Source organism: Amycolatopsis balhimycina FH 1894 (assembly GCF_000384295.1).
Taxonomy (GTDB): domain Bacteria; phylum Actinomycetota; class Actinomycetes; order Mycobacteriales; family Pseudonocardiaceae; genus Amycolatopsis; species Amycolatopsis balhimycina.
On record NZ_KB913037.1, the window covers coordinates 9,928,700 to 9,954,067 of the forward strand.

General features: G+C 71.5%; 26 protein-coding genes and 1 pseudogene. 16 read left to right on the forward strand and 11 right to left on the reverse strand.

Annotated elements, in window-relative coordinates:
• The first annotated feature begins 65 nt into the window (after positions 1 to 65).
• The 7 genes from A3CE_RS0145790 (at position 66) to fgd (ending at position 6,197) form a co-directional block, all read left to right on the forward strand.
• Complete coding sequence (locus A3CE_RS0145790) at positions 66 to 833, forward strand: SDR family oxidoreductase (protein ID WP_026469505.1); 768 nt, start codon at positions 66 to 68, stop codon at positions 831 to 833.
• On the forward strand, positions 830 to 1,738 hold the full coding sequence (locus tag A3CE_RS0145795) for an SDR family oxidoreductase (RefSeq protein ID WP_026469506.1): 909 nt from the start codon (positions 830 to 832) through the stop codon (positions 1,736 to 1,738). The genes A3CE_RS0145790 and A3CE_RS0145795 overlap by 4 nt, the downstream gene beginning before the upstream one ends.
• Entirely contained in the window at positions 1,738 to 2,478 is a 741-nt protein-coding gene (locus tag A3CE_RS0145800) for an enoyl-CoA hydratase family protein (protein ID WP_020646850.1), read from the forward strand. The genes A3CE_RS0145795 and A3CE_RS0145800 overlap by 1 nt, the downstream gene beginning before the upstream one ends.
• The gene (locus A3CE_RS0145805) at positions 2,468 to 3,331 is read left to right on the forward strand and encodes a CoA transferase subunit A (RefSeq protein ID WP_020646851.1); all 864 of its coding nucleotides are present in this window, start codon (positions 2,468 to 2,470) and stop codon (positions 3,329 to 3,331) included. The genes A3CE_RS0145800 and A3CE_RS0145805 overlap by 11 nt, the downstream gene beginning before the upstream one ends.
• Before the next feature lie 73 nt (positions 3,332 to 3,404).
• Positions 3,405 to 4,136: a CoA-transferase subunit beta gene (locus A3CE_RS0145810; protein ID WP_020646852.1), complete on the forward strand. Its 732-nt coding sequence runs from the start codon at positions 3,405 to 3,407 to the stop codon at positions 4,134 to 4,136.
• Entirely contained in the window at positions 4,133 to 5,188 is a 1,056-nt protein-coding gene (locus tag A3CE_RS0145815; protein WP_020646853.1) for an NAD(P)H-dependent flavin oxidoreductase, read from the forward strand. Before A3CE_RS0145810 ends, A3CE_RS0145815 begins: the two co-directional genes overlap by 4 nt.
• 4 nt (positions 5,189 to 5,192) lie before the next feature.
• Entirely contained in the window at positions 5,193 to 6,197 is a 1,005-nt protein-coding gene (fgd, locus tag A3CE_RS0145820) for a glucose-6-phosphate dehydrogenase (coenzyme-F420) (RefSeq protein WP_020646854.1), read from the forward strand.
• A gap of 15 nt (positions 6,198 to 6,212) precedes the next feature.
• Here fgd and A3CE_RS0145825 read toward each other — a convergent pair whose 3' ends face one another.
• The 3 genes from A3CE_RS0145825 to A3CE_RS0145835 are packed head-to-tail and all read right to left on the reverse strand — an operon-like array spanning position 6,213 to position 9,285.
• Positions 6,213 to 7,364, reverse strand: coding sequence for an acetyl-CoA C-acetyltransferase (locus A3CE_RS0145825; RefSeq protein ID WP_020646855.1), 1,152 nt, complete (start codon positions 7,362 to 7,364; stop codon positions 6,213 to 6,215).
• Positions 7,365 to 7,372: 8 nt separating this feature from the next.
• Positions 7,373 to 8,143 carry an SDR family oxidoreductase gene (locus A3CE_RS0145830; protein WP_020646856.1) on the reverse strand — a complete coding sequence of 257 codons (771 nt, stop codon included), beginning with the start codon at positions 8,141 to 8,143 and terminating at the stop codon, positions 7,373 to 7,375.
• Positions 8,140 to 9,285 carry an acyl-CoA dehydrogenase family protein gene (locus A3CE_RS0145835; protein WP_020646857.1) on the reverse strand — a complete coding sequence of 382 codons (1,146 nt, stop codon included), beginning with the start codon at positions 9,283 to 9,285 and terminating at the stop codon, positions 8,140 to 8,142. The genes A3CE_RS0145830 and A3CE_RS0145835 overlap by 4 nt, the downstream gene beginning before the upstream one ends.
• Before the next feature lie 82 nt (positions 9,286 to 9,367).
• On the opposite strand from A3CE_RS0145835, the gene A3CE_RS0145840 reads away from it, so the two are divergent.
• The 5 genes from A3CE_RS0145840 to A3CE_RS0145860 are packed head-to-tail and all read left to right on the forward strand — an operon-like array spanning position 9,368 to position 14,829.
• Positions 9,368 to 10,900 (forward strand): FadD3 family acyl-CoA ligase, encoded by a 1,533-nt coding sequence (locus A3CE_RS0145840; protein WP_051183988.1) that lies wholly within the window; start codon positions 9,368 to 9,370, stop codon positions 10,898 to 10,900.
• Positions 10,897 to 11,742 carry an enoyl-CoA hydratase gene (locus A3CE_RS0145845; protein WP_020646859.1) on the forward strand — a complete coding sequence of 282 codons (846 nt, stop codon included), beginning with the start codon at positions 10,897 to 10,899 and terminating at the stop codon, positions 11,740 to 11,742. The genes A3CE_RS0145840 and A3CE_RS0145845 overlap by 4 nt, the downstream gene beginning before the upstream one ends.
• Positions 11,742 to 12,869 carry an acyl-CoA dehydrogenase family protein gene (locus A3CE_RS0145850; protein ID WP_020646860.1) on the forward strand — a complete coding sequence of 376 codons (1,128 nt, stop codon included), beginning with the start codon at positions 11,742 to 11,744 and terminating at the stop codon, positions 12,867 to 12,869. Before A3CE_RS0145845 ends, A3CE_RS0145850 begins: the two co-directional genes overlap by 1 nt.
• A complete protein-coding gene (locus tag A3CE_RS0145855) occupies positions 12,866 to 13,789 on the forward strand; it encodes an acyl-CoA dehydrogenase family protein (RefSeq protein ID WP_020646861.1) in 924 nt (307 codons plus the stop codon). The genes A3CE_RS0145850 and A3CE_RS0145855 overlap by 4 nt, the downstream gene beginning before the upstream one ends.
• Positions 13,786 to 14,829 (forward strand): acyl-CoA dehydrogenase family protein, encoded by a 1,044-nt coding sequence (locus A3CE_RS0145860; protein WP_020646862.1) that lies wholly within the window; start codon positions 13,786 to 13,788, stop codon positions 14,827 to 14,829. The genes A3CE_RS0145855 and A3CE_RS0145860 overlap by 4 nt, the downstream gene beginning before the upstream one ends.
• Positions 14,830 to 14,889: 60 nt before the next feature.
• Here A3CE_RS0145860 and A3CE_RS0145865 read toward each other — a convergent pair whose 3' ends face one another.
• Both A3CE_RS0145865 and A3CE_RS0145870 read right to left on the reverse strand, forming a co-directional pair.
• Entirely contained in the window at positions 14,890 to 16,521 is a 1,632-nt protein-coding gene (locus A3CE_RS0145865) for a CocE/NonD family hydrolase (protein WP_020646863.1), read from the reverse strand.
• Complete coding sequence (locus tag A3CE_RS0145870; protein ID WP_020646864.1) at positions 16,518 to 17,135, reverse strand: TetR/AcrR family transcriptional regulator; 618 nt, start codon at positions 17,133 to 17,135, stop codon at positions 16,518 to 16,520. The genes A3CE_RS0145865 and A3CE_RS0145870 overlap by 4 nt, the downstream gene beginning before the upstream one ends.
• Positions 17,136 to 17,206: 71 nt before the next feature.
• Here A3CE_RS0145870 and A3CE_RS0145875 point away from each other — a divergent pair, with 71 nt between their 5' ends.
• Positions 17,207 to 18,226: a zinc-dependent alcohol dehydrogenase gene (locus tag A3CE_RS0145875; protein WP_026469507.1), complete on the forward strand. Its 1,020-nt coding sequence runs from the start codon at positions 17,207 to 17,209 to the stop codon at positions 18,224 to 18,226.
• 206 nt (positions 18,227 to 18,432) lie between these two features.
• Here the strand turns inward: A3CE_RS0145875 and A3CE_RS52865 are convergent.
• A pseudogene (locus A3CE_RS52865) lies at positions 18,433 to 19,149 on the reverse strand (alpha/beta fold hydrolase); the annotation flags it as partial.
• Between the two features lie 132 nt (positions 19,150 to 19,281).
• Here A3CE_RS52865 and A3CE_RS0145885 point away from each other — a divergent pair.
• Together A3CE_RS0145885 and A3CE_RS0145890 are read left to right on the forward strand one after the other, a co-directional pair.
• Positions 19,282 to 20,184 (forward strand): AurF N-oxygenase family protein, encoded by a 903-nt coding sequence (locus A3CE_RS0145885; protein ID WP_020646866.1) that lies wholly within the window; start codon positions 19,282 to 19,284, stop codon positions 20,182 to 20,184.
• Between the two features lies 1 nt (position 20,185).
• Complete coding sequence (locus tag A3CE_RS0145890; RefSeq protein ID WP_020646867.1) at positions 20,186 to 21,640, forward strand: FAD-dependent oxidoreductase; 1,455 nt, start codon at positions 20,186 to 20,188, stop codon at positions 21,638 to 21,640.
• 88 nt (positions 21,641 to 21,728) lie between these two features.
• Here the strand turns inward: A3CE_RS0145890 and A3CE_RS0145895 are convergent, their stop codons facing one another.
• Together A3CE_RS0145895 and A3CE_RS0145900 are read right to left on the reverse strand one after the other, a co-directional pair.
• Complete coding sequence (locus tag A3CE_RS0145895; protein WP_020646868.1) at positions 21,729 to 22,670, reverse strand: carbohydrate kinase family protein; 942 nt, start codon at positions 22,668 to 22,670, stop codon at positions 21,729 to 21,731.
• Entirely contained in the window at positions 22,667 to 23,317 is a 651-nt protein-coding gene (locus A3CE_RS0145900; protein WP_026469508.1) for a class II aldolase/adducin family protein, read from the reverse strand. The genes A3CE_RS0145895 and A3CE_RS0145900 overlap by 4 nt, the downstream gene beginning before the upstream one ends.
• A gap of 54 nt (positions 23,318 to 23,371) precedes the next feature.
• Here A3CE_RS0145900 and A3CE_RS0145905 point away from each other — a divergent pair, with 54 nt between their 5' ends.
• The gene (locus A3CE_RS0145905) at positions 23,372 to 23,980 is read left to right on the forward strand and encodes a TetR/AcrR family transcriptional regulator (RefSeq protein WP_020646870.1); all 609 of its coding nucleotides are present in this window, start codon (positions 23,372 to 23,374) and stop codon (positions 23,978 to 23,980) included.
• Here A3CE_RS0145905 and A3CE_RS0145910 read toward each other — a convergent pair.
• The 3 genes from A3CE_RS0145910 to A3CE_RS0145920 are packed head-to-tail and all read right to left on the reverse strand — an operon-like array spanning position 23,970 to position 25,318.
• Positions 23,970 to 24,809, reverse strand: coding sequence for a class I SAM-dependent methyltransferase (locus A3CE_RS0145910; RefSeq protein ID WP_020646871.1), 840 nt, complete (start codon positions 24,807 to 24,809; stop codon positions 23,970 to 23,972). The two genes, A3CE_RS0145905 and A3CE_RS0145910, sit on opposite strands and share 11 nt — an antisense overlap.
• 1 nt (position 24,810) lies before the next feature.
• Positions 24,811 to 25,155, reverse strand: a complete 345-nt coding sequence (locus tag A3CE_RS0145915) for a VOC family protein (protein WP_020646872.1) — start codon at positions 25,153 to 25,155, stop codon at positions 24,811 to 24,813.
• A 1-nt stretch (position 25,156) separates the two neighbouring features.
• Positions 25,157 to 25,318 (reverse strand): hypothetical protein, encoded by a 162-nt coding sequence (locus A3CE_RS0145920; RefSeq protein WP_020646873.1) that lies wholly within the window; start codon positions 25,316 to 25,318, stop codon positions 25,157 to 25,159.
• Positions 25,319 to 25,368: the final 50 nt, after the last annotated feature.

Genomic DNA, 25,368 nt, shown 5'->3' on the forward strand with positions numbered 1-25,368 from the left:
TTGCGGCCCCACCTTGTCCAAAGCGAGAACATGTTCTAGTTTTGGACGGGGAAGGTGGTGTGCTGGTGAAGACGGATCTGGGCCTGTCCGGGGCCGTGGTGCTGGTCACCGGCGGTGTCCGCGGGGTGGGCCGGGGTATCAGCGACGTGTTCCTCGCCCAGGGTGCCCAGGTCGTGGTCTGCGCGCGGCGTGAGGTGCCCACGGAGGCGGAGTTCGTCGCGTGTGATGTCCGCGACGAGACGCAGGTGGCCGCTCTGGTCGAGGGGATCGTCGAGCGGCATGGGCGCCTCGACGTGGTGGTCAACAACGCCGGTGGGTCGCCGTACGTGTCGGCGGCAGAGGCATCGCCGCGGTTGCACGAGAAGATCGTGCAGCTGAATCTGCTGGCGCCCTTGCTGGTCGCGCAGCACGCCAACGCGGTGATGCAGCGTCAGGACTCCGGCGGGTCGATCGTGATGATTTCGAGCGTCAGCGGGACGCGTCCCTCACCGGGAACCGCGGCTTATGGTGCGGCGAAGGCCGGCTTGGACAATCTCACCGCCAGTCTTGCGGTCGAGTGGGCACCCAAGGTCCGGGTCAACGCCCTGGACGTCGGGATGGTGCGGACCGAGCAGTCGCAGCTGCACTACGGGAGTGAGGCCGCGGTCGAGGCGGTCGGGAAGACCGTCCCGCTGGGGCGGTTGGCCGAGCCCGAAGAAGTCGGGGCGTGTGCCGCGTTCCTGGCCTCGGGTCTGGCTTCTTACGTTTCGGGAGCGACTTTGCGGGTGCACGGCGGGGGAGAGGTGCCGGCGTTCTTGGCGGCGGCGGACGTCAATCATCGGGAGCAGTCATGAGCGGGTTGTGCCAGGGCCGGGTGGTCGTGGTGACCGGTGCCGGGCGGGGTATCGGGCGGGCGCACGCGCTGGCCTTCGCCGCGGAGGGCGCGCAGATCGTGGTCAACGACGTCGGGGTGGCCCTCGACGGGTCGGCGACCGGCGATGGTCCGGCCGCGCAGGTCGTCGCGGAGATCGAGGCGCTCGGCGGGAAAGCGGTGGCGGACACCTCCGACGTCGCCGACTGGGCCGGCGCCAAGACTCTGATCGACACCGCGCTGGAGAACTTCGGCCGGCTCGACGTGCTGGTCAACAACGCGGGATTCGTGCGGGACCGGATGCTGGTCAACCTCGCCGAGGACGAATGGGACGCGGTCGTGCGCGTGCACTTGAAGGGCCACTTCGCGCCCCTGCGGCACGCGGCCGGGCACTGGCGGGGCGAGGCCAAAGCGGGCCGGACGCCGAGCGCGCGGGTGATCAACACCAGTTCGGGTGCCGGGTTGCTGGGCAGCGTGGGTCAGGGGAACTATTCGGCCGCCAAGGCGGGGATCGCCGGGCTGACCGTGGTGGCGGCGGCGGAACTCGCCCGCTACGGCGTCACGGTCAACGCGATCGCCCCGGCCGCGCGGACCCGGATGACCGAAGGCGTGTTCGCCGAGGCCATGGCCCGGCCGGTCGAGGGGTTCGACGCGATGGCGCCGGAGAACGTCTCGCCGCTGGTCGTCTGGCTGGGCAGCGAAGAGTCCGCGGAGGTGACCGGCCGGGTGTTCGAGGTCGAGGGCGGGAAGGTGTCGCTGGCCCAGGCGTGGCGGCACGGTCCGGAAGCAGACAAGGGCGATCGGTGGGCGCCGGCGGAACTCGGTCCGGTGATCAAGGAGCTGCTCGAGCGTGCGCCCGAGCCCGAACCCGTCTACGGAGCGAGCTGATGGGCATTCTCACCAAGCGCGACGGGCACGTCGAGGTCGTCACGGTCGACTTCCCGCCGGTGAACGCGCTGCCGGTGCAGGGCTGGTTCGACCTGGCCGAGGCGATCACGCAGGCCGGGCGCACCCCGGAAGTCCACGTGGTGGTGCTGCGCGCGGAAGGCCGGGGTTTCAACGCCGGGGTGGACATCAAGGAAATCCAGCGCAGCGCCGGTTATGACGCCTTGGTCGGCGCGAACAAGGGCTGTTACGCGGCTTTCGGCGCGGTGTACGACTGCGAAGTGCCGGTGGTCGCGGCGGTGCACGGCTTCTGCCTCGGTGGCGGGATCGGTTTGGTCGGCAACGCCGACGTGATCATCGCCTCCGACGACGCCACCTTCGGTGTCCCGGAGGTGGAGCGGGGTGCGCTCGGGGCGGCGACGCACCTGGCGCGGTTGGTGCCGCAGCATCTGATGCGCACCTTGTACTTCACCGCGCGGAAGATCACCGCCGCCGAGTTGCACGCGCATGGTTCGGTGTATCAGGTGGTGCCGCGCGCGGAGCTGGACGAGGCGGCGATGGCCGTCGCGCGGGACATCGCGGCGAAGGACCCGCGGGTCATCCGGGCCGCGAAAGAGGCCTTGAACGGCATCGACATCCAGCCGGTGCACCGCAGCTACCGCTTCGAGCAGGGGTTCACCTTCGAGCTGAACCTGCTCGGCGCGTCCGACGAAGCCCGCGAGGAGTTCTTGAATGGCCGATAAGCGCACGACCGCCGACGAGGTCGCGGCCGAGATCCGGGACGGCATGACCGTCGGGATCGGCGGCTGGGGGTCCCGGCGCAAGCCGATGGCCCTGGTCCGGGCGATCCTGCGCACCCCGGTCAAGGACCTCACCATCGTCTCCTACGGCGGCCCCGACGTCGGCCTGCTGTGCGCGGCGGGCAAGGTGTCCCGGGTCGTGTTCGGGTTCGTCACCCTGGATTCGATTCCGTTCGACCCGTGGTTCGGCCGCGCCCGCGAAACCGGCGCCATCAAGGTCACCGAATATGACGAAGGCATGTTCGGCACAGCGCTTTCCGCGGCGGCGCAACGCCTTCCGTTCCTCCCGACACGGGCCGGGCTGGGCTCGGAGGTGATGCGCGCCAATCCGGACCTGCGGACCGTCCGCTCGCCCTATGCCGACGGCGAGGAGCTGGTCGCGGTCCCGGCCCAGCACCTCGACGTCGCGTTGGTGCACCTCAACCGCGCCGACGCCCGCGGCAACGCCCAGTACCTCGGCCCGGACCCGTACTTCGACGAGCTGTTCTGCCTCGCCGCGGCAAAACGGTTCGTGTCGGTGGAGAAGGTCGTGGAGACGGCGGAGCTGACGGCGGGTGGGCCGGTGCAGTCGTTGCTGCTCAACCGGGCCAATGTGGACGGAGTCGTGGCGGCGCCCCGGGGTGCGCATTTCACGACGGCCGTGCCGGATTATGGCCGGGACGAGCGGTTCCAGCGGCACTACGCGGCGTGCGCGAAGGATCCGGACGCCTGGCCGGGGTTCGTGGACCGGTTCCTGTCCGGCGGCGACGAGCAGTATCTGTCCGAAGTGGACAAGTTCGAGGCGGAGGCGGCATGAGTGAGCCTGCGAACGAATCATTCAACACTGCGCTCTCCGCTCAGGGCGCACCGAGCGTCAGCGAGGTGTGCGCATGAGTGCGACCCGGGCCGAGATCGCCGTGGTGGCGGTGGCCGAGCTGTTCCGCGGCGACGGCGAGATCGTGGCCAGCCCGATGGGCCTCATCCCGCAGCTGGGCGCGAAGCTCGCGCGGCTGACGTTCGAGCCGGACCTGCTGATGTCCAACGGCGAGGCGTACCTGATGACCACCGACGGCGTGGTCGAGGGCTGGCAGCCGTTCCGCAAGATGCTCGACACGATCGTCCCGCACGGACGCCGGCACGTCGTGATGGGTGCCAACCAGATCGACCGCTACGGCAACCAGAACATCTCGGCCATCGGCGACCACAGCCGTCCGGCCAAGCAGCTCCTGGGCGTCCGCGGCGCGCCGGGCAACACGATCAACCACCGCACCAGCTACTGGGTCCCCCGGCACAGCACCCGCGTGTTCGTGGACACCGTGGACGTCGTGTCCGGGGTCGGCTACGACAACGCCGCCAAGGCCGGGCCCTCGGCGGAGAAGTACCACGACGTCCACCGGGTCGTCACCAACCTGGGCGTGTTCGACTTCGCGACGCCCGACCACGCGATGCGGGCGGTGTCGCTGCACCCGGGCGTCACGCCCGGCGAGGTCACGGCCGCGACCACCTTCGAAGTCGACATGTCGGCCGTGGGAACCAGCCGTGAGCCGGACGAGGACGAGCTGCGGCTCATCCGGGAGGTCCTCGACCCGAAGAGCCTGCGGGACAAGGAAGTCCCGGCGTGAAGACGGCGTTGACCCGGCTCGCCGGCGTCGAGCACCCGGTCGTGCAGACCGGGATGGGCTGGGTCGCCGGCCCGCGGCTCGTTTCGGCGACCGCCGAAGCGGGCGCCCTCGGCATCCTCGCGTCGGCGACGATGACGTTCGGTGAGCTGGAAGCCGCGATCGCCGAGGTCAGGAAACGCACGGAGAAGCCGTTCGGCGTCAACCTGCGTGCGGACGCCGTCGACGCCGGGGACCGCGTCGACCTGCTGATCCGCGAAGGCGTCAAGGTGGCGTCGTTCGCGCTGGCGCCGCGCAAGGAGATGATCGCGAAACTGCGTGACCACGGCATCGTCGTGATCCCGTCGGTCGGTGCCGCGCGGCACGCGGAAAAGGTCGCCGGCTGGGGCGCGGACGCCGTGATCGTCCAGGGCGGCGAAGGCGGCGGGCACACCGGGGGAGTGGCCACCACGCTGCTGCTCCCGTCGGTGCTGGACGCCGTCGACATCCCGGTCGTCGCCGCCGGTGGGTTCTTCGACGGCCGCGGTCTCGCCGCCGCGCTGGCCTACGGTGCCGCAGGCGTCGCGATGGGCACCCGGTTCCTGCTCAGCAAGGAGAGCACGGTCCCGGACGACGTCAAGCGCCTCTACCTCGAGCAGGGACTGGCGGGCACCGTCGTCACCAAGCGGGTGGACGGCCTGCCCCACCGCGTCCTGCGCACCGACCTGGTCGAGAAGCTCGAACGCACCGGCCGCCTCCGCGGCCTGGCGCAGGCCGCGCGCAACGCGCTCCGGTTCCGGAATATCACCGGACTGTCCCCGGTTGCGATGGTCAGGGAAGGCCTGGCGATGAAACACGGCCAAGACCTGACGTGGAGTCAGCTGGTCATGGCGGCCAACACTCCCATGTTGTTGCGCGCCGGGCTCGTCGAAGGCCGCACCGACGCGGGAGTGCTAGCGTCGGGACAGGTGGTGGGCATGATCCACGACCTGCCCACGGTGGCCGAGATCGTCGCGGGCACAGTGGCCGAGGCAGGTGAAATCCTTCGCCGCCTCGGCTCGGAAACGGGAGGATGAGCGGGTGCGGCTGAAGGTCGGTTACAAGGCGTCGGCGGAGCAGTTCGGGCCGCGGGACCTGGTCGAGTACGCCGTGCGTGCGGAAGAGGCCGGTCTCGACTCGGTGTGGGTGTCGGATCACTTCCTGCCGTGGCGGCACGAGGGCGGGCACGCGCCGTGGGCGCTGGCCTGGATGCCGGCGGTGGCCGAGCGGACCAGCCGGGTGCAGATCGGCACGAGCGTGCTGACGCCGACGTTCCGGTACAACCCGGCGGTGATCGCGCAGGCGTTCGCGACGATGTCGCTGCTGTCGAACGGCCGGGTGATCCTCGGTGTCGGCACGGGGGAGGCGCTGAACGAGATCGCCGTCTCCGGGCGGGAGTGGCCGGAGTTCAAGGAGCGGTTCGCGCGGCTGCGTGAGTCGATCAAGCTGATGCGTGAGCTGTGGACCAAGGACAAGGTCGACTTCGAGGGCGACTACTACAAGCTGGTCAACGCGAGCATCTACGACCGGCCGGAGCAGCCGGTGCCGGTGTACATCGCGGCGGGCGGCCCGGTGGTCGCCAAGTACGCGGGACGCTCGGGCGAGGGTTTCATCTGCACCTCGGGCAAGGGCATGGACCTCTACACCGAGAAGCTGATGCCCGCGGTCAAGGAGGGCGCGGCGGCGGCCGAGCGTGACGCCGAAGACGTCGACCGGACGATCGAGATCAAGATGTCCTACGACCGCGACCACGAGAAGGCGCTGGAGAACACGCGCTTCTGGGCGCCGCTGTCGCTGACGGCGGAGCAGAAGCACACCGTGTCTTCGGCCGAGGAGATGGAGCGGCTGGCCGACGAGCTGCCGATCGAGCAGGTCGCCAAGCGCTGGATCGTCGCCTCCGACCCGGACGAGGCCGTGGCGCAGATCAAGCCGTACCTGGACGCGGGCCTGAACCACCTGGTCTTCCACGGTCCCGGCCACGACCAGGAACGCTTCCTGGCCCAGTTCTCCGAGGACGTCCTGCCGAAGCTGCGTGCCCTCGGCTGATCAGGGCCGTTCGGTTCAGAGCCGTTCGATGATGGTGACGTTGGCGGTCCCGCCGCCTTCGCACATCGTCTGCAGGCCGTAACGCCCGCCTCGGCGCTCCAGTTCGTGCAGGAGCGTCGCCAGCAGCTTGGTGCCGGTGGCCCCGATCGGGTGGCCGAGGGCGATTCCGCCCCCGTTCACGTTGACCCGGCCGGGGTCCGCACCGGTTTCGTCCAGCCAGGCGAGCACGACGCTGGCGAACGCCTCGTTGACCTCGAACAGGTCGATGTCCTCGATCGTGAGGCCGGCGTTCCGCAGCGCGTGCGCGGTCGCCGGGATCGGGCCGGTCAGCATCCACACCGGGTCCGCGGCACGCACCGACAGGTGGTGGATACGGGCCCGCGGGATGAGATCGTGCTCGTCCACGAACGCCTCCGAGGCCAGCAAGGCCGCGCTCGCGCCGTCGGAGATCTGGCTGGCCACCGCCGCCGTCAGGCGTGAGCCCTCGCTCAACGGCTTGAGCCCCCGCATCCGCTCCAGGCTGGTGTCCCGGCGCGGTCCCTCGTCGTGCCGGAACTGTTCGACCGGCACGATTTCCGCGTCGAACCGGCCTTCGTCGATCGCGGACAGGGCCCGCTGGTGACTGCGCAGCGCGTACTCCTCCATGGCTTCGCGGCTGATGTCCCAGTGCTCGGCGATCATGTCCGCACTGCGGAACTGCGAGACCTCGACGCTGCCGTAGCGCTCCTGCCAGCCTTTCGACCCGGAGAACGGGTCGTCGAAGCCGTATTCGCGCCCGGCGAGCATCGCCGCGCTGATCGGGATGCGGCTCATGTTCTGCACGCCCCCGGCCAGCACCAGGTCCTGCGTGCCGGACAGCACGGCCTGGGCGGCGAAGTGGACGGCTTGCTGGCTGGAGCCGCACTGCCGGTCGATGGTCACCCCGGGCACGTGGTCGGGGAACCCCGCGGCGAGCCAGGCGGTGCGCGCGATGTTGCCCGACTGCGGACCCAGGGTGTCGGTGCAGCCGAAGATGACGTCGTCGACGAGGTCCGGGTCGACGCCGGCGCGCTCGACGACCGCCTTGATGACGTGCGCGCCCAGGTCGGCGGAGTGCCACCCGGACAGCGCGCCGCCCCGCCGTCCCACGGGCGTGCGGACGGCGTCGAGGAGGAAGGCTTCGGGCACGAGGGCTCCTAGGGGTGCTGGCTGCTGACGGAGACGACTTCGCCGGTGAGGTAGCTGGAGTAGTCGCTGGCGAGGAAGACCATGACGTTGGCGACTTCCCAGGGTTCGGCGGCGCGGCCGAAGGCTTCTCTCTTGGTGAGGTCTTCGAGGAGTTCGTCGCTGGTGACTTTGGCGAGGAACGGATGCATCGCCAGGCTGGGGGCGACGGCGTTGATCCGGACGCCGTGCTCGGCCGCGTCCAGCGCCGAACACCGCGTCAGGGCCATGACTCCGGCCTTCGCGGCGGCGTAGTGGGCTTGCCCGGCTTGGGCGCGCCAGCCGATCACCGAGGCGTTGTTGACGATCACCCCGCCGCCGCCTTGGGCGACGAACTGCTTGAGTGCCGCGCGGGTGCAGCGGAATGTGCCGGTGAGGGTGATGTCGAGGACGCGTGACCATTCGTCGTCGGTCATGTCGAGAACGGACTTGGTGCCGCCGAGCCCGGCGTTGTTGATCATCACGTCGAGGTGGCCGAAGTGCTCGATCGTGCCGTCGACGAGGGCTCGGACCTGGTCTTCCTTTGTGACGTCGCAGGGCAGCGCGTGGACTTTGCCCAGCTCGGCCAGTTCGGCCGCTTTCTCGGTGAGGCGGCGTTCGTGCCAGTCGCTGATGACCACATCGGCGCCTTCTTCGAGGCAGCGTTTCGCCACCGCGGAGCCGATTCCGGTGCCCGCGGCGGCGGTCACCACGACGACCTTGCCGGCGAGCAGGTTATGGCCGGGTGGGTAGGTCGGGATCACGGGCGGGCCTCCCGGGGTAGGCCGAGGACGCGCTCGGCGATGATGTTGCGTTCGATTTCGTCGGAGCCGCCGTAGATGGTGTCGGCGCGGGTGAACAGGAACAGCCGCTGCCATTCGTCGAGTTCGGCGCCGTCGGCGACCATCGACCGGGCGCCGCGGGCGCGCATGGCGAGTTCGCCGAGTCCGCGATGCCACTGGGCCCACAGCAGCTTCCCGACGGCGACCTCTGGTCCGGCGGGGCGGCCGAGAGTGCGTAACGCGTGGGCGCGCAACACGCGCAGGCCGATGCGGGCGCGGGTGAGGTCCGCCCGGAGCAGCGGGTCGTCGTAGGTGCCGAGCCGTTTCGCTTCGGCGGTGATGGCATCGAGTTCGCGGCGGAACCCGATCTGCTGGCCGAGGGTGGAGACGCCGCGTTCGAAGCCCAGGGTGGCCATCGCGATCTTCCAGCCCTCGCCGGGTGCTCCGACGACCAGGTCGGCGGGGGTGCGGGCGTCGTCGAAGAAGACTTCGTTGAACTCCGAGGTGCCGGTGAGCTGCTGGATGGGCCGGATGGTGACGCCGTCCTGGCGCAGGGGCACCAGCAGGTAGGACAGGCCGTGGTGGCGCTGCGAGCCGGGTTCGGTGCGGGCCACCACGAAGCACCAGCCGGCGACGTGCGCGAGGGAGGTCCAGATTTTCTGGCCGTTGACGACCCACTCGCCGTCGCGCAGGACCGCGGACGTGGAGACGGCGGCGAGGTCGGAGCCGGCGCCGGGTTCGGAGTAGCCCTGGCACCACAGTTCCTCGACGTCGACGATCTTCGGCAGGAACCGTTTCTGCTGCTCAGGCGTGCCGAAGGCGATCAGCGTGGGGCCGAGCAGCTGCTCGCCGATGTGGTTGACCCGCGCGGGCGCGCCGGAGGCGGCGTACTCCTCGTGGAACACAACTTGGTCGTCCAGGGACAGTCCCCGGCCGCCGTGTTCGCGGGGCCAGCCGACGCAGGTCCAGCCCGCGGCGGCGAGGTGGCGTTCCCAGGCCAGGCGCAGGTCGAACTCCTCGTGTTCCCGCCCCGGGCCGCCCAGGCCGCGCAGGCGGGCGAACTCGCCGGTCAGGTTGGCGGCGAGCCAGTCCGCGACCTCGCGGCGGAATCCCGTCGGTTCCACGCACGCCTCCTTGCTGCCGGGCCGGTCCGGCACCTAGGGTAATGAGAACACGTTCTAGTTTGCCGGTCCAGAGGAGGGTATGGTGGGACAAACCACGATCCCGGCCGTCGTCCGGGATGCCGCCGCGAAGTTCGGCTCCGCGGAAGCCCTGGTCGACGGCGCCGTGCGACTCGGGTACGACCAGCTTCTGGAACGTGTTCGGACGGTCGCCCGCGCGTTCGCCGCGGGCGGCGTCCGGCCGGGTGACCGGGTCGCGATCACCCTCCCCAACACCCACCACTGGGTCCTCTCCGCGCTCGGCGCGCTTTACGCGGGCGCGACGCTGATCCCGGTCAACACGCGGTTCACCGCCGCCGAGACCGTGGACCTGCTGGTCCGCGGCCGGGCCAGAGCCCTCGTCGTGGCCGCGGACTTCCTCGGTGCCGACCGCCACGCCGCGATCCGGGAGACCGGGGCCGAGCTGCCGGACCTCGGCATCGTCGTCCGGGTGTCCCTCGAACAGCCCCACCGGCCGGTCGAGGGCACCCTGGGCTGGGACGAGTTCCTGGCCCTGGCCACGCAGGTCCCGGAAGCGGAGGCCGAAGCGCGGGCGGACGCAGTCGGGCCGGACGACGTGAGCGACATCCTGTTCACCTCCGGGACGTCGGGCCGCTCCAAAGGCGTACTGTCGGCCCACCGCCAGGTGGTCGACGTCGCCACGGCGTGGGCGGACTGCGGGCAGGTCACCGCCGACGACCGGTATCTGGTGATCAACCCGTTCTTCCACAGCTTCGGCTACAAGGCCGGCATCGTGGTGGGCTTGCTGACCGGCGCGACGCTCGTCCCGCAGGCGGTGTTCGACGTCCGCGCGGCGCTGAAGACGATCGAGCGGGAGCGGATCTCCGTGCTGCCGGGCGCGCCGGCGGTCTTCCAGTCCCTGCTGCACGAGCCGCGCAAGGGCGACCTCTCGTCGTTGCGGCTGGCCGTCACGGGAGCGGCCACGGTGCCCGCCTCACTCGTGCGCCGGATGCGGTCCGAGCTGGGCTTCGAAATCGTCCTCACCGGCTACGGCCTCACCGAAGCGGTGGTGGTGACGATGTGCCGCCCGGGCGACGACGCCGAGCTGGTGGCCCGGACGTCCGGCCGGGCGACCGCGGGCTTCGAAGTGGCGATCCAGGGCTCGCCGGGGGAGATCGTGGTCCGCGGGCCGAACGTGATGCTCGGCTACCTCGACGACCCGGAAGCCACCGCGAAGGCCGTGGACGAGGACGGCTGGCTGCACACCGGCGACGTCGGCGAGCTCGACGCCGAAGGCAACCTGACGATCACCGACCGGCTCAAGGACATGTACATCAGCGGCGGCTTCAACGTCTACCCGGCCGAGGTCGAACACGCCCTCGTCGAGCTGGACGGCGTCCGCGACGCCGCCGTCATCGGCGTCCCGGACGAGCGGCTCGGCGAGGTCGGCAAGGCCTTCGTCGTCGGCGCGGGGCTGACCGAAGAGACGGTTCTCGCCTTCTGCCGCGAGCGGCTCGCCAACTACAAGACCCCGCGGTACGTCGAGTTCCTGGACGAGCTGCCCCGCAACGCTTCCGGCAAGGTGCTGAAGCGCGTGCTCAGTGAGGAGAAGGCATGAGTGAACCGGTGGTCCGGTCGGAGCGGCGCGGGCCGGTCGCGGTGGTGACGATGAACCGCCCGGACTACCGCAACGCCCAGAACTCGGCGATGACCTATGCCCTGGATGACGCTTTCACGGACGCGGTGAACGATCCCGAGGTCAAGGTCATCGTGCTGGCCGGGGCGGGCAAGCACTTTTCCGCCGGGCACGACATCGGCACGCCGGGGCGCGATGTGGACGTCACCTTCGACCGGCGCGCGGTGATGTGGTGGGACCACACCGACCGCGCGGGTGGTGATCAGCGGTTCGCCCGCGAGTCCGAAGTGTATCTGGGCATGTGCCGCCGCTGGCGGGAGATCCCGAAGCCGATGATCGCGAGCATTCAGGGTGCCTGCATCGCGGGCGGGTTGATGCTCGCCTGGGTCTGCGATCTCGTCGTCGCTTCGGAAGACGCGTTCTTCGCCGATCCGGTGGTGCGGATGGGGATCCCGGGGGTGGAGTACTTCGCGCACCCGTGGGTGCTCGGGCCGCGCGCGGCCAAGGAGGTCCTGTTCACCGGGGAGCGGTTCACGGTTCAGCAGGCGAAGGAATGGGGGATGATCAACCGGATCGTGCCCCGGGCCGAGCTGGAACAGCACACCCTGGAACTGGCCGGGAAGATCAGCGGGATGCCGTCGTTCGGGCTGGCGCTGGCGAAGAAGGCCGTCAACCAGGCCGAAGACCTGATGGGGATGCGGTCCGGGATGGACTCGGTGTTCGGATTGCACCATCTGGCGCACGCGCACAACGCGGAGACCTCGGCGGACTCGCTGGGTGGGCAGTCGGCGCGGTCGATGCGTGACGCGAACAAGGGGGCGTGATGGACCTCGACATCGACGAGGCGTCCGCCGCCTTCCGTGACGAGGCCCGGGAATGGCTCGCTTCGCATGTCCGGTCGTTGCCGTCGATGGACACCGCCGAGGGGTTCGCGGCGCACCGCGAGTGGGAAGCCGAACTGGCGAAAGCGCGCTGGTCGGTGGTCTCCTGGCCGCGCGAGTACCACGGCCGGGACGCGTCGATGCTGCAGTGGCTGCTGTTCGAAGAGGAGTACTACGCGGCGGGTGCGCCGGGCCGGGTGAGCCAGAACGGGATCTTCATGCTCGGGCCGACGTTGTTCGCGCACGGCACGCAGGAGCAACGTGACCGGATTCTGCCGCCGATGGCGACCGGTGAGCAGGTGTGGGCGCAGGCGTGGTCGGAGCCGGAGGCGGGCAGCGACATCGCCGCGTTGCGCAGCACGGCGGTCCGCACCGACGGCGGGTGGCTGCTGTCGGGGCAGAAGACGTGGAGTTCGCGGGCGACCTTCGCCGATCGCGCGTTCGGCCTGTTCCGCACCGACCCTTCCGCGCAACGGCACCACGGCCTGACGTACTTCATGGCCGATCTGAAGGCCGAGGGAGTCACCGTCCGGCCGATCCCGCAGCTGGACGGCGAACCCGGGTTCGCGGAGATCTTCTTCGACGACGTGTTCGTGCCCGACGCGGACGTGATCGGGGAGGTCGGCCAAGGCTGGCGGGTCGCGATGACGACCGCCAACAACGAGCGTGGCCTGTCGCTGCGCAGTCCCGGCCGGTTCCTCGCCGCGGCCGGCCGCCTGGTCGGCCTCTGGCGTTCGCACGGCGAACCACTGTCCACACAGGACCGGGTGGCGGACGCCTGGATCGGGGCCCGGGCCTACCAGCTCTACACGTTCGGGACGGTGAGCCGCCTCGCCGACGGCGGCGAGCTGGGCCCGGAGTCGAGTGTCAACAAGCTGTTCTGGTCGCAGCTGGACGTCGAACTTCACGAGACCGCCCTGGACGTGCTCGGTCCGGAAGGCGAGACCGATCGCGGCTGGGTGGACGGCTACCTGTTCTCCCTCGCCGGCCCGATCTACGGCGGCACCGACCAGATCCAGCGCAACACCATCGCCGAACGGCTGCTGAAACTCCCGAGGGAGCGCCGATGAAGTTCCAGCTGTCCCCGGAACAGCGCCAGTTCTCCGCGTCCCTGCACGACTTCCTCGCCGGCGCGGACACCGCGGCGGCCGCCAGGGCCTGGGCGGCCGGGGACCACGGCCGCGGGCTCAAGCTCTGGCGCGGGCTCGCCGAACTCGGCGTCCCGGCCCTGCTGGTCGCCGAGGAGCACGGCGGCCTCGGCGGTTCGCCGGTCGACGCCGTGGTCGCGTTCGAAGCCCTCGGCTACCACGCCGTGCCCGGACCGCTGGTCGAGACGGCCGTCGTCGCGCCTTCGGTGCTCACCGGCGACCGGCTGGCCGCGCTCGCCGAGGGTGACCTCCTCGCCACGGTCGTCGCACCACCGGAAGTGCCCCTCGCCCTGGACGCCGACGTCGCCGGCGTGGTCTTCGACCTGACCGCCGGGGAGATCACCGACCCCGAGACCGAGCCTGTCCGCTCGATCGACCCCGCGCGGCGGCTGTTCCGGGTCACCGGCACGGCCCGCCCGCCCGCGGCGCCGGCCGCGTTCGACCGCGGTGTCCTCGCCGTCGCGGCCCAGCTCCTCGGCGCGGGGCAATGGCTCCTCGACACCTCGGTGGCGTACGCGAAACAGCGCCACCAGTACGGCCGGGCCATCGGCGAGTACCAGGCGGTCAAGCACCTCCTCGCCGACGTCGTCACCCAGCTCGAACTCGCCCGCCCGCTGCTCTACGGCGCGGCACTGGCCGGGGAGACCTTCGCCCGCGACGTCTCGGCGGCGAAGGTCATGGCCGGGGACGCCGCCTCTCTCGCCGCGCGGACCGCCCTGCAGGTGCACGGCGCCATCGGCTACACCGCCGAGCACGACCTCGGGCTGCGGCTGACGAAGGTGCGGGCCCTGGCCGGGGCCTGGGGGACCGGTTCGTTCCACCGGGCACGGGTCCTGCGATGACGGACCCGATGGACACCGAGGAAAGCCGGGCGCTGCGGGACGCCGTCCGGGCCCTGCTGACGCGCCGGTCCGGGCCCGAGGCGGTGCGGGCGGCGATGGACTCGCCCCTGGGGTACGACGACAAGCTGTGGTCGACGCTGTGCGAGCAGATCGGCGTCGCCGCCCTCGCGATCCCGGACCACTACGGCGGCGCGGGCGCCGGTCTGGCCGAGGTGTGCGTCGTGCTCGCGGAGCTCGGCCGGACCCTCACCCCCGCGCCGATGCTGGGTTCGGCGGTCCTCTGCGGCGAAGCCTTGCTCCGCACCGGGAACGACGAAGCCTGCGAGCGGCTGCTGCCGGGCATCGCCGCGGGAACGACGCTCGCCGCGCTGGCCTGGTCCGATGTGGACGGTCAGGTTTCTTTGACGGCGTCGGCCGCGGGCCTCGACGGATGCGCCCACTACGTCCTGGACGGCGACATCGCGGACGTCCTCCTGGCCGTGGCCCGCACCCCGGACGGGACGGGCCTGTACGAAGTGCCCGTCGAAGGCCTCCGCCGGGAGCGCGTCACCAGCCTCGACCCGACGCGGCGGCTCGCCGTCGTGGACTTCGCGTCGACGCCGGCGCGGCGGCTCGACCTCGGCGGGTTCACCGAGCAGCTGCGGCAGCTGCGCGCCACGGCGGTGATCGCCGTCGCCGCCGAACAGGTCGGCGCGGCGGCCCGCGCGCTGGAACTGACAGTGGAGTACACGAAACAACGCCGTCAGTTCGGTCGCCCGATCGGGTCGTTCCAGGCACTGAAGCATCGGATGGCCGACGTGCACGTCCACGTCGAAGCGGCCCGCTCCGCCCTGTACGCGGCTTTGGTGGACGGCGACCCGGAGGCCGTCTCGGCGGCAAAGGTGGTGTGCGGCGAGGCGTTCGCCCACACGGTGGCGGAGATGATCCAGCTCCACGGCGGCATCGCGATCACCTGGGAACACGACGCGCACCTCTACTTCAAGCGCGCCCACGGAACGGCCCTGCTCTTCCCGGACCCCGCGGACATCGCAAGTCCGTGAATGGCACATTGAGAGACGTAGAGTCCCTCAATGTGCCATTCACGGCTTTGGCCGCGCGGGTCAGGCCGGGGAGCGGCGCACCGGGAGGGTGATTGCCGACGGTCGGTCCGGGTCGTGGTGCACCTCCTGGTCCGCGGCGCGCAGCGTGACCGCGGTGGCGTGGGGTTCGCCGGTGCCGGGGTTGCGGGCGTAGCGCGGGAAAGCGCCGCTGGAGACCTGGACCCGGATGCGGTGGCCGCGCCGGAACCGGTGCGCGGTCGGCCAAAGCCGCACGGCGACGGCGGCCGGCTCGTCCGCGTTCCGCAGGCTGGTGAGGCCGTCGCAGACGTTGACCGAACGGCCCTCCGGGTCGACGTCGCAGAGCCGGACGAAGACGTCGGCGAACCGCAGGCTCGAGCGGAAGAAGATCTCCGCGCTCACGTCGCCGATGACTTCCACGTCGTCGTCGAGCACGGCCGTGGTGTAGGTGAGGACGTCGGCGCGGGCTTCCAGCGCCGCGTTGTCCGCCCGGCCGGCGTCGGGGGCCATGCGCACGCCACCGGCCGCCGGGGTCGGGTCCGCCGGGTCGTAGCGATAGCGGTCGGGCGCGGACTCACCGGGCGCGTCAGGGGACAGCGTGCCGCCGGAACGCAGGTGAAAGCGTTGCGGCGCATAGCCTTCCGGAGGCCACGAAGCGAAGTCGCGCCAGGCTTCCTCGCCCATGACGAACAGCCGGACCGGCGCCCGCTCCGGCGGTTCCTCGCCGCGGGCGTGCGCGAGCCCGAACTCGAGGGTTTCCCGGAGCGTCTGGCCCGTGCTCTCGAGCAGGTCGGAGCGGCCGGCGTGGGTCCACGGCCCGACCGTGAGCCGCGGCCGCCGTCCCGCGTCCTGCAGCGTCCGGAAGTCGCGCAGCTGCCCGGGCAGGAAGATGTCGTACCAGCCGGCGATCGAGCTGACCGGGACGGTGACGTCGGCGACCCGCTTGCGGTGGTCGATGTCGGCCCAGCGCGGGTGGTCCGCCGGGTGGGCGAGGACGTCCTGGATGTAGTCCGAGCGGTGCCCGATGGCGACGACGTCGGCCTGCGCGAGCGGCAGCGTGTTCAGCGCCTGGATCAGCTTCTTCGCCTGGCCGCGCTGGCGCAGAAGGGCGAAGCGCCGCTCCTGGACCGCGACCTGGACGCCCCAGCCGAACGGCGTCTCCAGCGAAAGGCCGTCCTCCCGCAGGAACTCCAGCGTCAGCCCGGACTCCGTGACCTGCGGGACGATCGCCTTCACCTGCGGTGGCAGGCGATCGGCCACCGCCCACTGCACGTAACCGAGGTAGCTGGGGCCGAGGAGCACCATCGCGTCGCCGAACCACGGCTGCTTCACGACCCAGTCCAGCGTCGCGAGGCCGTCCTCCCGCTCCTGCCGCAGCGGGTCGAAGACGCCACCGGACCCGAAGCCGCCGCGGGTGCTCTGCACCAGCACCTGGAAGCCGCGTTCCGCCAGTGGCCGGGCCAGGAGCGCGCCGAACAGGCCCTTGCGGCCGTACGGACTGCGCATCAGCGCCGTCGGAAGCCCGTCCCCGCCCGCGCGCGGCACCCACCGGTCGGCGAGCAGTTCGGCGCCGTCGGGCATCGCGACGCGCAGGTCTCGCTGGACGACGAGGTGCCGGGTACCCGGCGTAGGCAGCTTCAGCAGGCGTTCGAGGAGGTGACTGATCGGGTTCACCGGCGGGACTCCTTCGTGATCATGTCCGTGACGACCGACCGGATCTCCATCAGCCGATCGGTGAACTCCTCCGGGTCCAGGGGCTCGGGCCCTTCGATCACCCAGGTGTTGACGAGCGCGCCGGCCCCGCCGGTCAGGAAGGTGGCGAGGTCCTCGACGCCCTGGCGCCCGAGCCGGTCGCCGAGCAGGCGGACGATGCTCTCCCGGTTGTGCGGCAGGAACACGCCGGTCAGTGCCTGGTTGAGCGCGAACGCGGACGAACTGGTGAGCAGGGCCCGGTAGAACCGCCGGTGGGCCGCGAAGTGCCGGGCGAGTGCCAGCATCGAGGCCCGTTCGTCGCCGGGGCCCGCCCCGGACAGCCCGTCGAGCGGCCCCTTGAGCAGCTCCCGCCGCACGAGGTCCAGCGCGGCCTCGAGGAGCAGCGCGTCGCGGTCGCCGAACTGCTGGTAGAGCACCTGCCGGCTGACGTCCGCGGTCTCGGCGATGTCGGAGACGGGGACGGCGGCGGTGCCCCGGTCGCCGACGAGGCCGACGGCGGCCCGCATCAGCGCGGCACGCGAGCGGCGCACCCGCCGGTCCTTGGCGGGGGCCTCGGTCGTCCAGTCGGCGTCCATCCGGTCGATGATGAACAGGTGTCAAGAAAATAGCAACTGTTCGGAAAGCAGCGGGATGCGAGGATGCGAGCATGTCTTCGACGATGCGGGCCTTCGTCCTCACCGGGCCGCGGGAAGGCGCGGTGCAGGAAGTCCCCGTGCCGGAGGCCGCCCCGGGTGAGGTCGTCGTCGACGTCGAGCGGGCCGGCGTGTGCGGCACCGACGTCGAGTTCTTCACCGGCGCGATGACCTACCTGCACCAGGGACACGCCGCGTACCCGATGCGGCTCGGCCACGAATGGGCGGGCACGGTCTCCGCCGTCGGCGACGGCGTGGACCCCGGCTGGCTCGGCCGCCGGGTCATGGGCGACACCATGCTCGGCGACCGGACGTGCCGCCGGTGCCGGAAGGGCCACCAGCACACCTGCGAACAACGCCAGGAGGTCGGGATCCGCGGCGGCCGGCACGGCGCGCTGGCCGAGCGGCTCGCGGTGCCCGCGTGGTCACTGCACGCGCTCCCCGACGCGGTCGACGCCGTGCTCGGCGCCCTGGTCGAACCGGGCGGCAACGCGTTGCGCGCGGCGCGGGCGGCCGGCGTCGGCGCCGGAGACCGCGCCCTCGTCCTCGGGCCGGGGACGATCGGGCTGCTGACGGCCCTCTTCCTGCGCGCGGCGGGTGCTGAAGTGCACCTGATGGGCCTCGACGACGGCTCTCTCGCCTTCGCCGGCGGCCTCGGTTTCCCCGGTGCCTGGACCCGGGAGACGCTCCCGGACCTGCCCTTCGACGCCGTCGTCGACGCCGGCGGGGCCGCCGACCTGCCCGCGCTCGCCGTGGACCTCGTGGAACCGGCCGGCCGGGTCGTCTACATCGGACTGTCCGGCCGGCCCAGCCTCCTCGACAGCCGCGAACTGGTGCTGAAGGACGTCACCGCGGTCGGTGTCCTCTCGGCGTCCCCGGGGCTGGCCGACACCATCACCGCCTACGGCAGCGGGGCCGTCGACCCGCGCCCGCTCGTCGCCGCGACCGTCGGCCTGGACCAGGTCGGTGCCGTGCTCGCCGGGGAGCGGGCCGGCGGCCCGGGACCGAAGATCCACATCGACCCCCGGCGCTGACACTCAGAGCTGCTTGAAGAACTCCAGCAGCGCGGTGTTGACCTCATCGGGGCGTTCCATCTGGACCCAGTGGCCGGCGTCCGGGACGTCGACGACGCCACGCAGGTCGGTCGCGCTTCCGGGATGCGGCTCGGGTCGGTGAACGCGCGGGTGATGTCCCCGTCGCCGCAGAGGTAGAAGGCGGGCGGGGTGATCGGCTTGCCCTGCCACGCCGCCAGCAGCTCCCAGTTGCGGTCGATGTTGCGGTACCAGTTCAGCCCGCCGGTGAACCCGGAGCGGCCGAACGACTCCACGGCGACGTCGATGTCCTCGTCGCTCAGCCAGGACGGCAGCGGCTCCGGGTCCGTGAACCGGTCGAGGAAGCCTTCGCCGTCCCGGACGACCGGAGCGCCGCCGGTGCCGCCGAGCAGCTTGCGGAACGTCGTGCGCAGGTCGGCGCCGAACTCCGCTTCGGCGACGCCGGGCCGCTGGAAGTAGATCTGGTAGAAGCCGTCGCCGAGCTGACGGCGCAGCAGGCTCAGCGGCGGTTCGGGCGCGCGGACCGACGGCGGCACGCTGATGCCGGCGACGCCGCGCACCACGTCCGGGCGCAGCAGCGCGGTGTGCCACGCGACGGGGGCACCCCAGTCGTGGCCGACCACGATCGCCTCCCGTTCGCCGAGGGCGTGGATCAGCCCGACGACGTCGCCGACGAGGTGCAGCAGCGTGTACTGGCCGGCGTCGGCGGGACTGCCGGTGCGGCCGTAGCCGCGCTGGTCCGGCGCCACGACGTGGTAGCCGGCGTCGGCCAGCGGGCCCAGCTGGTGCCGCCACGAGTGCGAAGTCTCCGGCCAGCCGTGCAGCAGCAGCACCAGCGGGCCGGTGCCCTGCTCGGCGATGTGCATGCGGAGCCCGCCGACCTCGACGGTCCGGTGCGTGAGCATTCGTCTCCCCTGTTCGCCGTGTCCACTCCGGACGGTACGACAGGACGCGGCGATCGCCCCGGGACGGGTCACCAAGTATGTGTTACGGTTGGTAACAGTGAACTGCGGTAACACCTGACACGGAGGTCGGTCATGACGAGCATCGGCGAACCGGGCGTGGCGGACCGGGAGACGGTGGCGCGGCGCCTGCTCGACTCTTCGGAGCAGCTGTCCTACGACCCGGTCAAAGAGGTCGACTGGGAGACGCCGCTCGACACCGGTTACCACGGCGCGAGCCCGGAGTGGAGCACGCTCTACGGCACCGCCTACTGGGCGGACATGACACCCGAGCAGCAGCGAGAGCTGACCCGCCAAGAGGCGGCGTCGGTGGCCAGCACCGGGATCTGGTTCGAAATGATCCTGCAGCAGATGGTGCTGCGCGACTTCTACGCCAAGGACCCCACCGACCCGGCGTTCCAGTGGGCGCTGACCGAAATCGCCGACGAATGCCGGCACTCGATCATGTTCGCCCGCGGCGCGGCGAAGCTGCGCGCGCCCGCGTACCGGCCGCGCCGGTTCGTCGTCGAGCTGGGCCGGGTCTTCAAGGCGACCGCGAGCGGCGAGGCCGCCTACGCGGCGATCCTCGTCGCCGAAGAGGTCCTCGACGTCATGCAGCGGGACTGGATGCGCGACGAGCGCGTGGTGCCGTTCGTGCGCACCATCAACAACATCCACGTCGTCGAGGAGTCCCGGCACATGAAGTTCGCCCGCGAGGAGACCCGCGCGCGGCTCGACGGCGCCGGGTGGTTGCGGCGGCAGCTCACCGCACTGGTCGTCGCGATCGCGTCGTACTTCATCGTCACGAGCATGGTGAACGCCGAGGTCTACGAGAACGCCGGGCTCGACGGCAAGCGGGCGCGGCGCGAGGCGAAGGCCAACGAGCACCACAAGTCGATGCTGCGCTCGAGCTGCTCCGGGCTGATGGAGTTCCTGCACTCCGCGGGGCTGCTCACCAAGCCGTCGCTGTGGTTCTACCAGCGCGCGAACCTGATCTGAGATGGCTTTCGCGATCACCCAGACCTGCTGCGCCGACGCGTCGTGTGTGTCCGTCTGCCCGGTCAACTGCATCCACCCGACGCCGGACGAGCCGGACTTCGGGCACACCGACCTGCTGTACGTCGACCCGGACGCGTGCATCGACTGCGGTGCCTGCGCCGACGCCTGCCCGGTCGACGCGATCTTCCCGGCCGGTGCCCTGACCGGGCCGATGCGGGCCTACGAGGACATCAACGCGGAGTACTACGCGGGCCGGGACGTGTTGGCTTCGGTCGGGCCGAACTTCCACCAGTGGGCGCCGCCGTCGTTCACCCGGGTCCTCCCGAGCGACTTCGCGCCACTGGACGTCGCCGTCGTCGGCAGCGGGCCGGCGGGCATGTACGCGGTCGAAGACCTGTTGCTGCACACCAATGCGCGCGTCACGCTGATCGACCGCCTGCCGGTGGCCGGCGGCCTGATCCGCTACGGCGTCGCACCCGATCACCCGGCGACGAAGAAGATCGCCGAGACGTTCGCCCGGTTCCACGACCACCCGCGGCTGCGGCTGCGGCTCGGCGTTGCGGCCGGTCCCGGACTGGCCGACCGGCACGACGCGGTGATCCACGCGGTCGGGGCGACGGAGGCCCGGCGGCTCGGACTGCCGGGCGAGGACCTGCCCGGCAGCCTCCCGGCCGCCACCGTCGTCGGCTGGTACAACGGCCACCCGGACGTCGCCGCCGTCGACCTCTCGGCGGAGCGGGTGGTCGTCGTGGGTGCCGGCAACGTCGCCCTCGACATCGCCCGCATCCTCACCGCCGACCCGGATTCCTTGGCGGGGACACCGATCGCGCCGGGTGCGCTGGCCCGGCTGCGCTCGAGCAAGGTGCGCGAGGTGGTCCTGCTGGCCCGGCGCGGTCCGGAGACGGCGGCCTACACCCGTCCGGAGCTGCTGGCGCTGGCCGCCCGCGGCGACCTGGTGGTGGACGCGCACGACCCGCGCATCGCCTCGGCGATCGACTGGACGGGGGAGAAGGCAGCGTGGCTGCGGGGAGTACCGCGCGAGCGCGTGGACTGGTCCGCTCCACCCCCGGACGGCCGCCGCCGCGTGGTCCTGCGTTTCCACTCGGCGCCGATCGCCTTCCGCGGCGACACCGAGGTTCGTGGAGTGGCCGCTTCGGGGCCGGCGGGTGACGTCGAGATCGCGGCGAGCCGGGTCGTCCGGGCGGCGGGTTTCCGCGGGGCACCGGTGCCGGGCCTGCCGTTCGACGAGGACACGGGAACGGTCCCGAACGTGGCCGGCCGGGTCGCCCCGGGGACGTACGTGGCGGGCTGGATCAAGCGCGGCCCGACCGGCGGCATCGGCGCGAACAAGACGTGTGCCCGCGAGACGGTGGGGGCGTTGCTGGAAGACGCGGTCGCCGGGCGGTTGCCGTTGCGCCGCAAGGGCCTGACTTCGAAACTCCTCGGCCGCGCCTGACTCGCCCGACCCGATCACCTGATGTCGTGAACGACTCTTTCCTGTCACCGGACGACAGGAAAGAGTCGTTCATGACGCTGCGGGCGGCTCAGGTCACCTCGAGGACCGGCGTGGCGGCGGCGAAGGCGTCCGCCGCCGCGAGGTCGAACTCGCCGTGGTCGCTGCCGAGGCCCTGGGCCACCAGGGCGGCGGCCGCGCAGCCGAGCACGGCGGCGTCCCGGAGGGACCGGCCCAGCCCGATGCCGCGGAGGAAGCCCGCCGAAAACGCGTCCCCGCAGCCGGTTGTGTCCACCACCGGGACCGCGAACGCGGGCACCGCGATCGTCTCCTCCGCCGTCACCACCAACGCGCCGCGCGCTTCCCGCGTGACCGCGACGCAGCCGACGCCCCGCTCCAGCAGCGCGCGGGCGCCGTCTTCGAGCGTGGTGGCGCCGGTCAGTCCGAGCACCTGGTCTTCGTTGGGCAGCAAATAGTCCAGAAAGGACAGTGCCGGGGCGAGCCAGGCGAGTACCCCGGGGTTTCCGGGGGCGAGGAGGTCGGCCGACGTCACCACGCCGGCCGCGCGCGCCGGGGCGAGGATCTTCGCCGCTTTCTCGCCGCCCATCAGCTCGGGGCCGCCCAGGTGCAAGTGGGTCGCGCCGGCGATCTCGTCGAGGGGCGCGTCCGAAGGCTCGTACGTCAGGTTCGCGCCCGGCACGTGGAAGGCGGGCCGGCTGCCGTCGGGGCGGATCGGCAGCACCGAAGCCGACGTCTGGACGCCCTCGCGGCGCAGCACCAGGGTCGTGTCGACGCCGTGGCGGGCGAGCATCGCCAGCAGCAGGTCGCCGATCGGGTCGGCGCCGACGGCGCCCGCGGTGCGGACCGTCGCCCCCAGCTTGGCCAGCGTGACCGCGGTGCCCGCGGCCGTGCCCGCCGGTCCGAACCGGATCTGCTCGACCAGGGCTGCGCCCTGGCCCTCCGGGATGGCTTCGACCGGCCGGACCTGCACGTCGAACACGTGCGCCCCGAGGGTGACGACCGTCTGCGTCATCGGCCGTACCCCCGGCGCACGGCCGCGGCGACGACGGCGTCCTGCTGCTCGTGGTCCAGGACCCGCGGCGCGCCGAGCGTCGCGGCCCGCACGTACAGCCCGCACGCCCACTCCAGCAGCAGCGCGTTGTCGACCGCGGCTTCGAGGGTCGGGCCGTGGGTGACCGCGCCGTGGTTGGCCAGCAGTGCCGCGGCTTTGCCTTCGAGCGCCGTGAGGGTTTCCGCGGCCAGCTCGGAGGACCCGAAGACGGCGAACGGCGCGACCCGGATCGCACCGCCGAGGGCCAGCTGCTGGTAGTGCACGCACGGCAGCTCGTCGAGCACCAGGGACACCGCGGTCGCCTGCGGCGAGTGGGTGTGCACCACCGCGCCCGCGCCGTAGCGCCGGTAGATCCCCAGGTGCAGCTCGAGTTCCGAGGTCGGGACCCGCTCGCCGGCGACCACTTCGCCGTCCAGGTCGACGACGATGACGTCGTCGGCCGTGGCCTGGCCCAGCACGACCCCGGTCGCGGTCACCGCCACGTGCTCGCCCACCCGGACGCTCACGTTGCCCGCGCTGCCGATGAGCAGGCCTTCGCCCGCGAGGCCGTGACAGGCCCTCGCCACCGACCGCCGTGCCTCGTCGAGCGTTGAACTCGCGACTGTCATGCGCCGAGGCTAGAATAAACCAGAATCAAAGTCACGTTCAGGTTTGGGGAGCGGATGACGGAGAGCCGGCTGCGCCGGGTGCCACGCCAGGCGCGTTCGCGGGAGAAGCTGGCCAAGGTGCTCGCGGCCGCCGACCGGCTGCTCGCCGAGGACGGCGTCGAAGCGCTGACGACGACCCGCGTCGCCGCCGAGGCCGGCGTCTCGGTGGGCGCGCTGTACCAATATCTGCCGGACCGCGACGCCATCACCGAAGCACTCGGCGAGCTCTACCTCACTCGCCTGGAAGAGCTCATGGACTCGTTCGCCGAGCAGGCGGCGGGGGAGGCGTGGGCGGATCCCGTCGGCCTGCTCGTCGACGCCTTCGCCGGGCTCTACCGCGCGGAACCCGGGTTCCGCGCACTCTGGTTCGGCCGCGGGCTCACCGACGGAACCCGGGAAGCCGACCGCGCGCACAAGCGCGTGATGGCCACCGGGGTGCACCGCGTCCTCGTCGCGCAGCACCTCCTGCGCGACGATTACGCGGCCGCGGTGGCGTGCCGCACGGCGTTCCTCGCCGCGGACGCGGTGATCCAGGAGGTGTTCCGCGGCGACGGCGCCCCCGAACTCCTGGAGCCGGTCAAGACGATGCTGCGGGCCTACCTCGGACAGCTGCCTAAGCCGTAGCGACGAGGAATTCCTCACCCGGGATGACGCGGAGCCCGTCGGCGCGACCCGCGAAGTAACGCTCGTTCAGTTCCGCGCCGGAAACGTGCGTGGCGTTCCGGAACCCGGCTTCGCGAGCCATGGCCAGCATTTCCCCGGAGGAGAAGGAGCTGACGAACGGCGTCCCGGCCGCCTTCGCCCGGCTCGCGGTGGCGCGGTGCCGCGCGCGTTCGTCCTCGTCGAGGAGCTCGGCCGGCAGCATGAACGTCATCGCCAGTGTGGAACCCGGGGCGAACCCGGCGATCCGGCGCAGGGTGGCCGCGTTCGCTTCCTTCGTGAGATACATGCTGACGCCGGTGGAGGCGACGACCGCCGGTTCGTCCGGGGCGAAGCCCGCGGCCGCGAGCCGGTCCCACCACGACGCCGTCTCGAAGTCGACCGGGACCAGGTGCAGCCAGTCCGGCACCCCCCAGCCGAGTTCGGCCAGGCGGGCGCGTTTCCAGGCCTGCGGGCCCGGCTGGTCCACTTCGAACACCCGCAGGCGGGCGGCGATTTCCGGGCGGCGCTGGGCGAAAGTGTCCAGCCCGGCCCCGAGGATCACGTACTGGCCGACGCCATCAGCGGCCTGCTCGGTGACGAGGTCCTCGACGAACCGGGCCCGGGCCACCATGCCGGCCCGGTAGCGGCCGGCGGTGGCCGGGTCCATGTCGGCGCGGTCCCGCCAGCCGTCGCCCGGGTCGGCCAGCCGCAGGCCGAACTCGTCGGCGAACACGTGGGGCGGCGGATCGACCTCGACGTGCAGGGCCCGCCACAGGGCGGTCCGCACCGCCGTGCTGTCCGGCGCGGCCACGTCAGGGCTTCCCCGGCGCCGACAGCGTCCACGTCCGCCCGTCCGGGTCGCGGACGGTCATTTCCCTGGTCCCGTAATGGGTTTCCTCGAACGGGGTGACCACCTCGACGATTTCGCCGGCCTGGAACGCCTCCGCGTCGGGGACCTTGAACACGATCTGCGTGCGGGGCTCCTGGCTTTCCGGCACCTCGGCGATGAACAGCCAGGGGCCGTCGCCGTTGCGCAGCTGCCCGGAGTTGTGGTCGGTCGCGAACTCGAGCTCGTACCCCAGCGCCTGGAAGAACTTGGCCGCCTTGCCCCAGTTGTGGGTCTCCAGGTACAGCGCCTCGATGCCCTCGGTCGTCATGTCAGTGCTCCTCTTCGGCGGTCGTTTCGGCGAGGTAGACGCGCAGCGCGTCGGCGACGAGCGCCGAGAGCGACTGCTCCGTCTCGATGGCTCGGTGCTTGACCTGCCGGATCAACCCGATCGGCAGGTACACGTTGAACTGCTTGACGTCTTCATCGCCCACGAACCGATGCTAGCATGCTAGTAAGCTAAGTCCGCAAGTCCCGCCGTTCG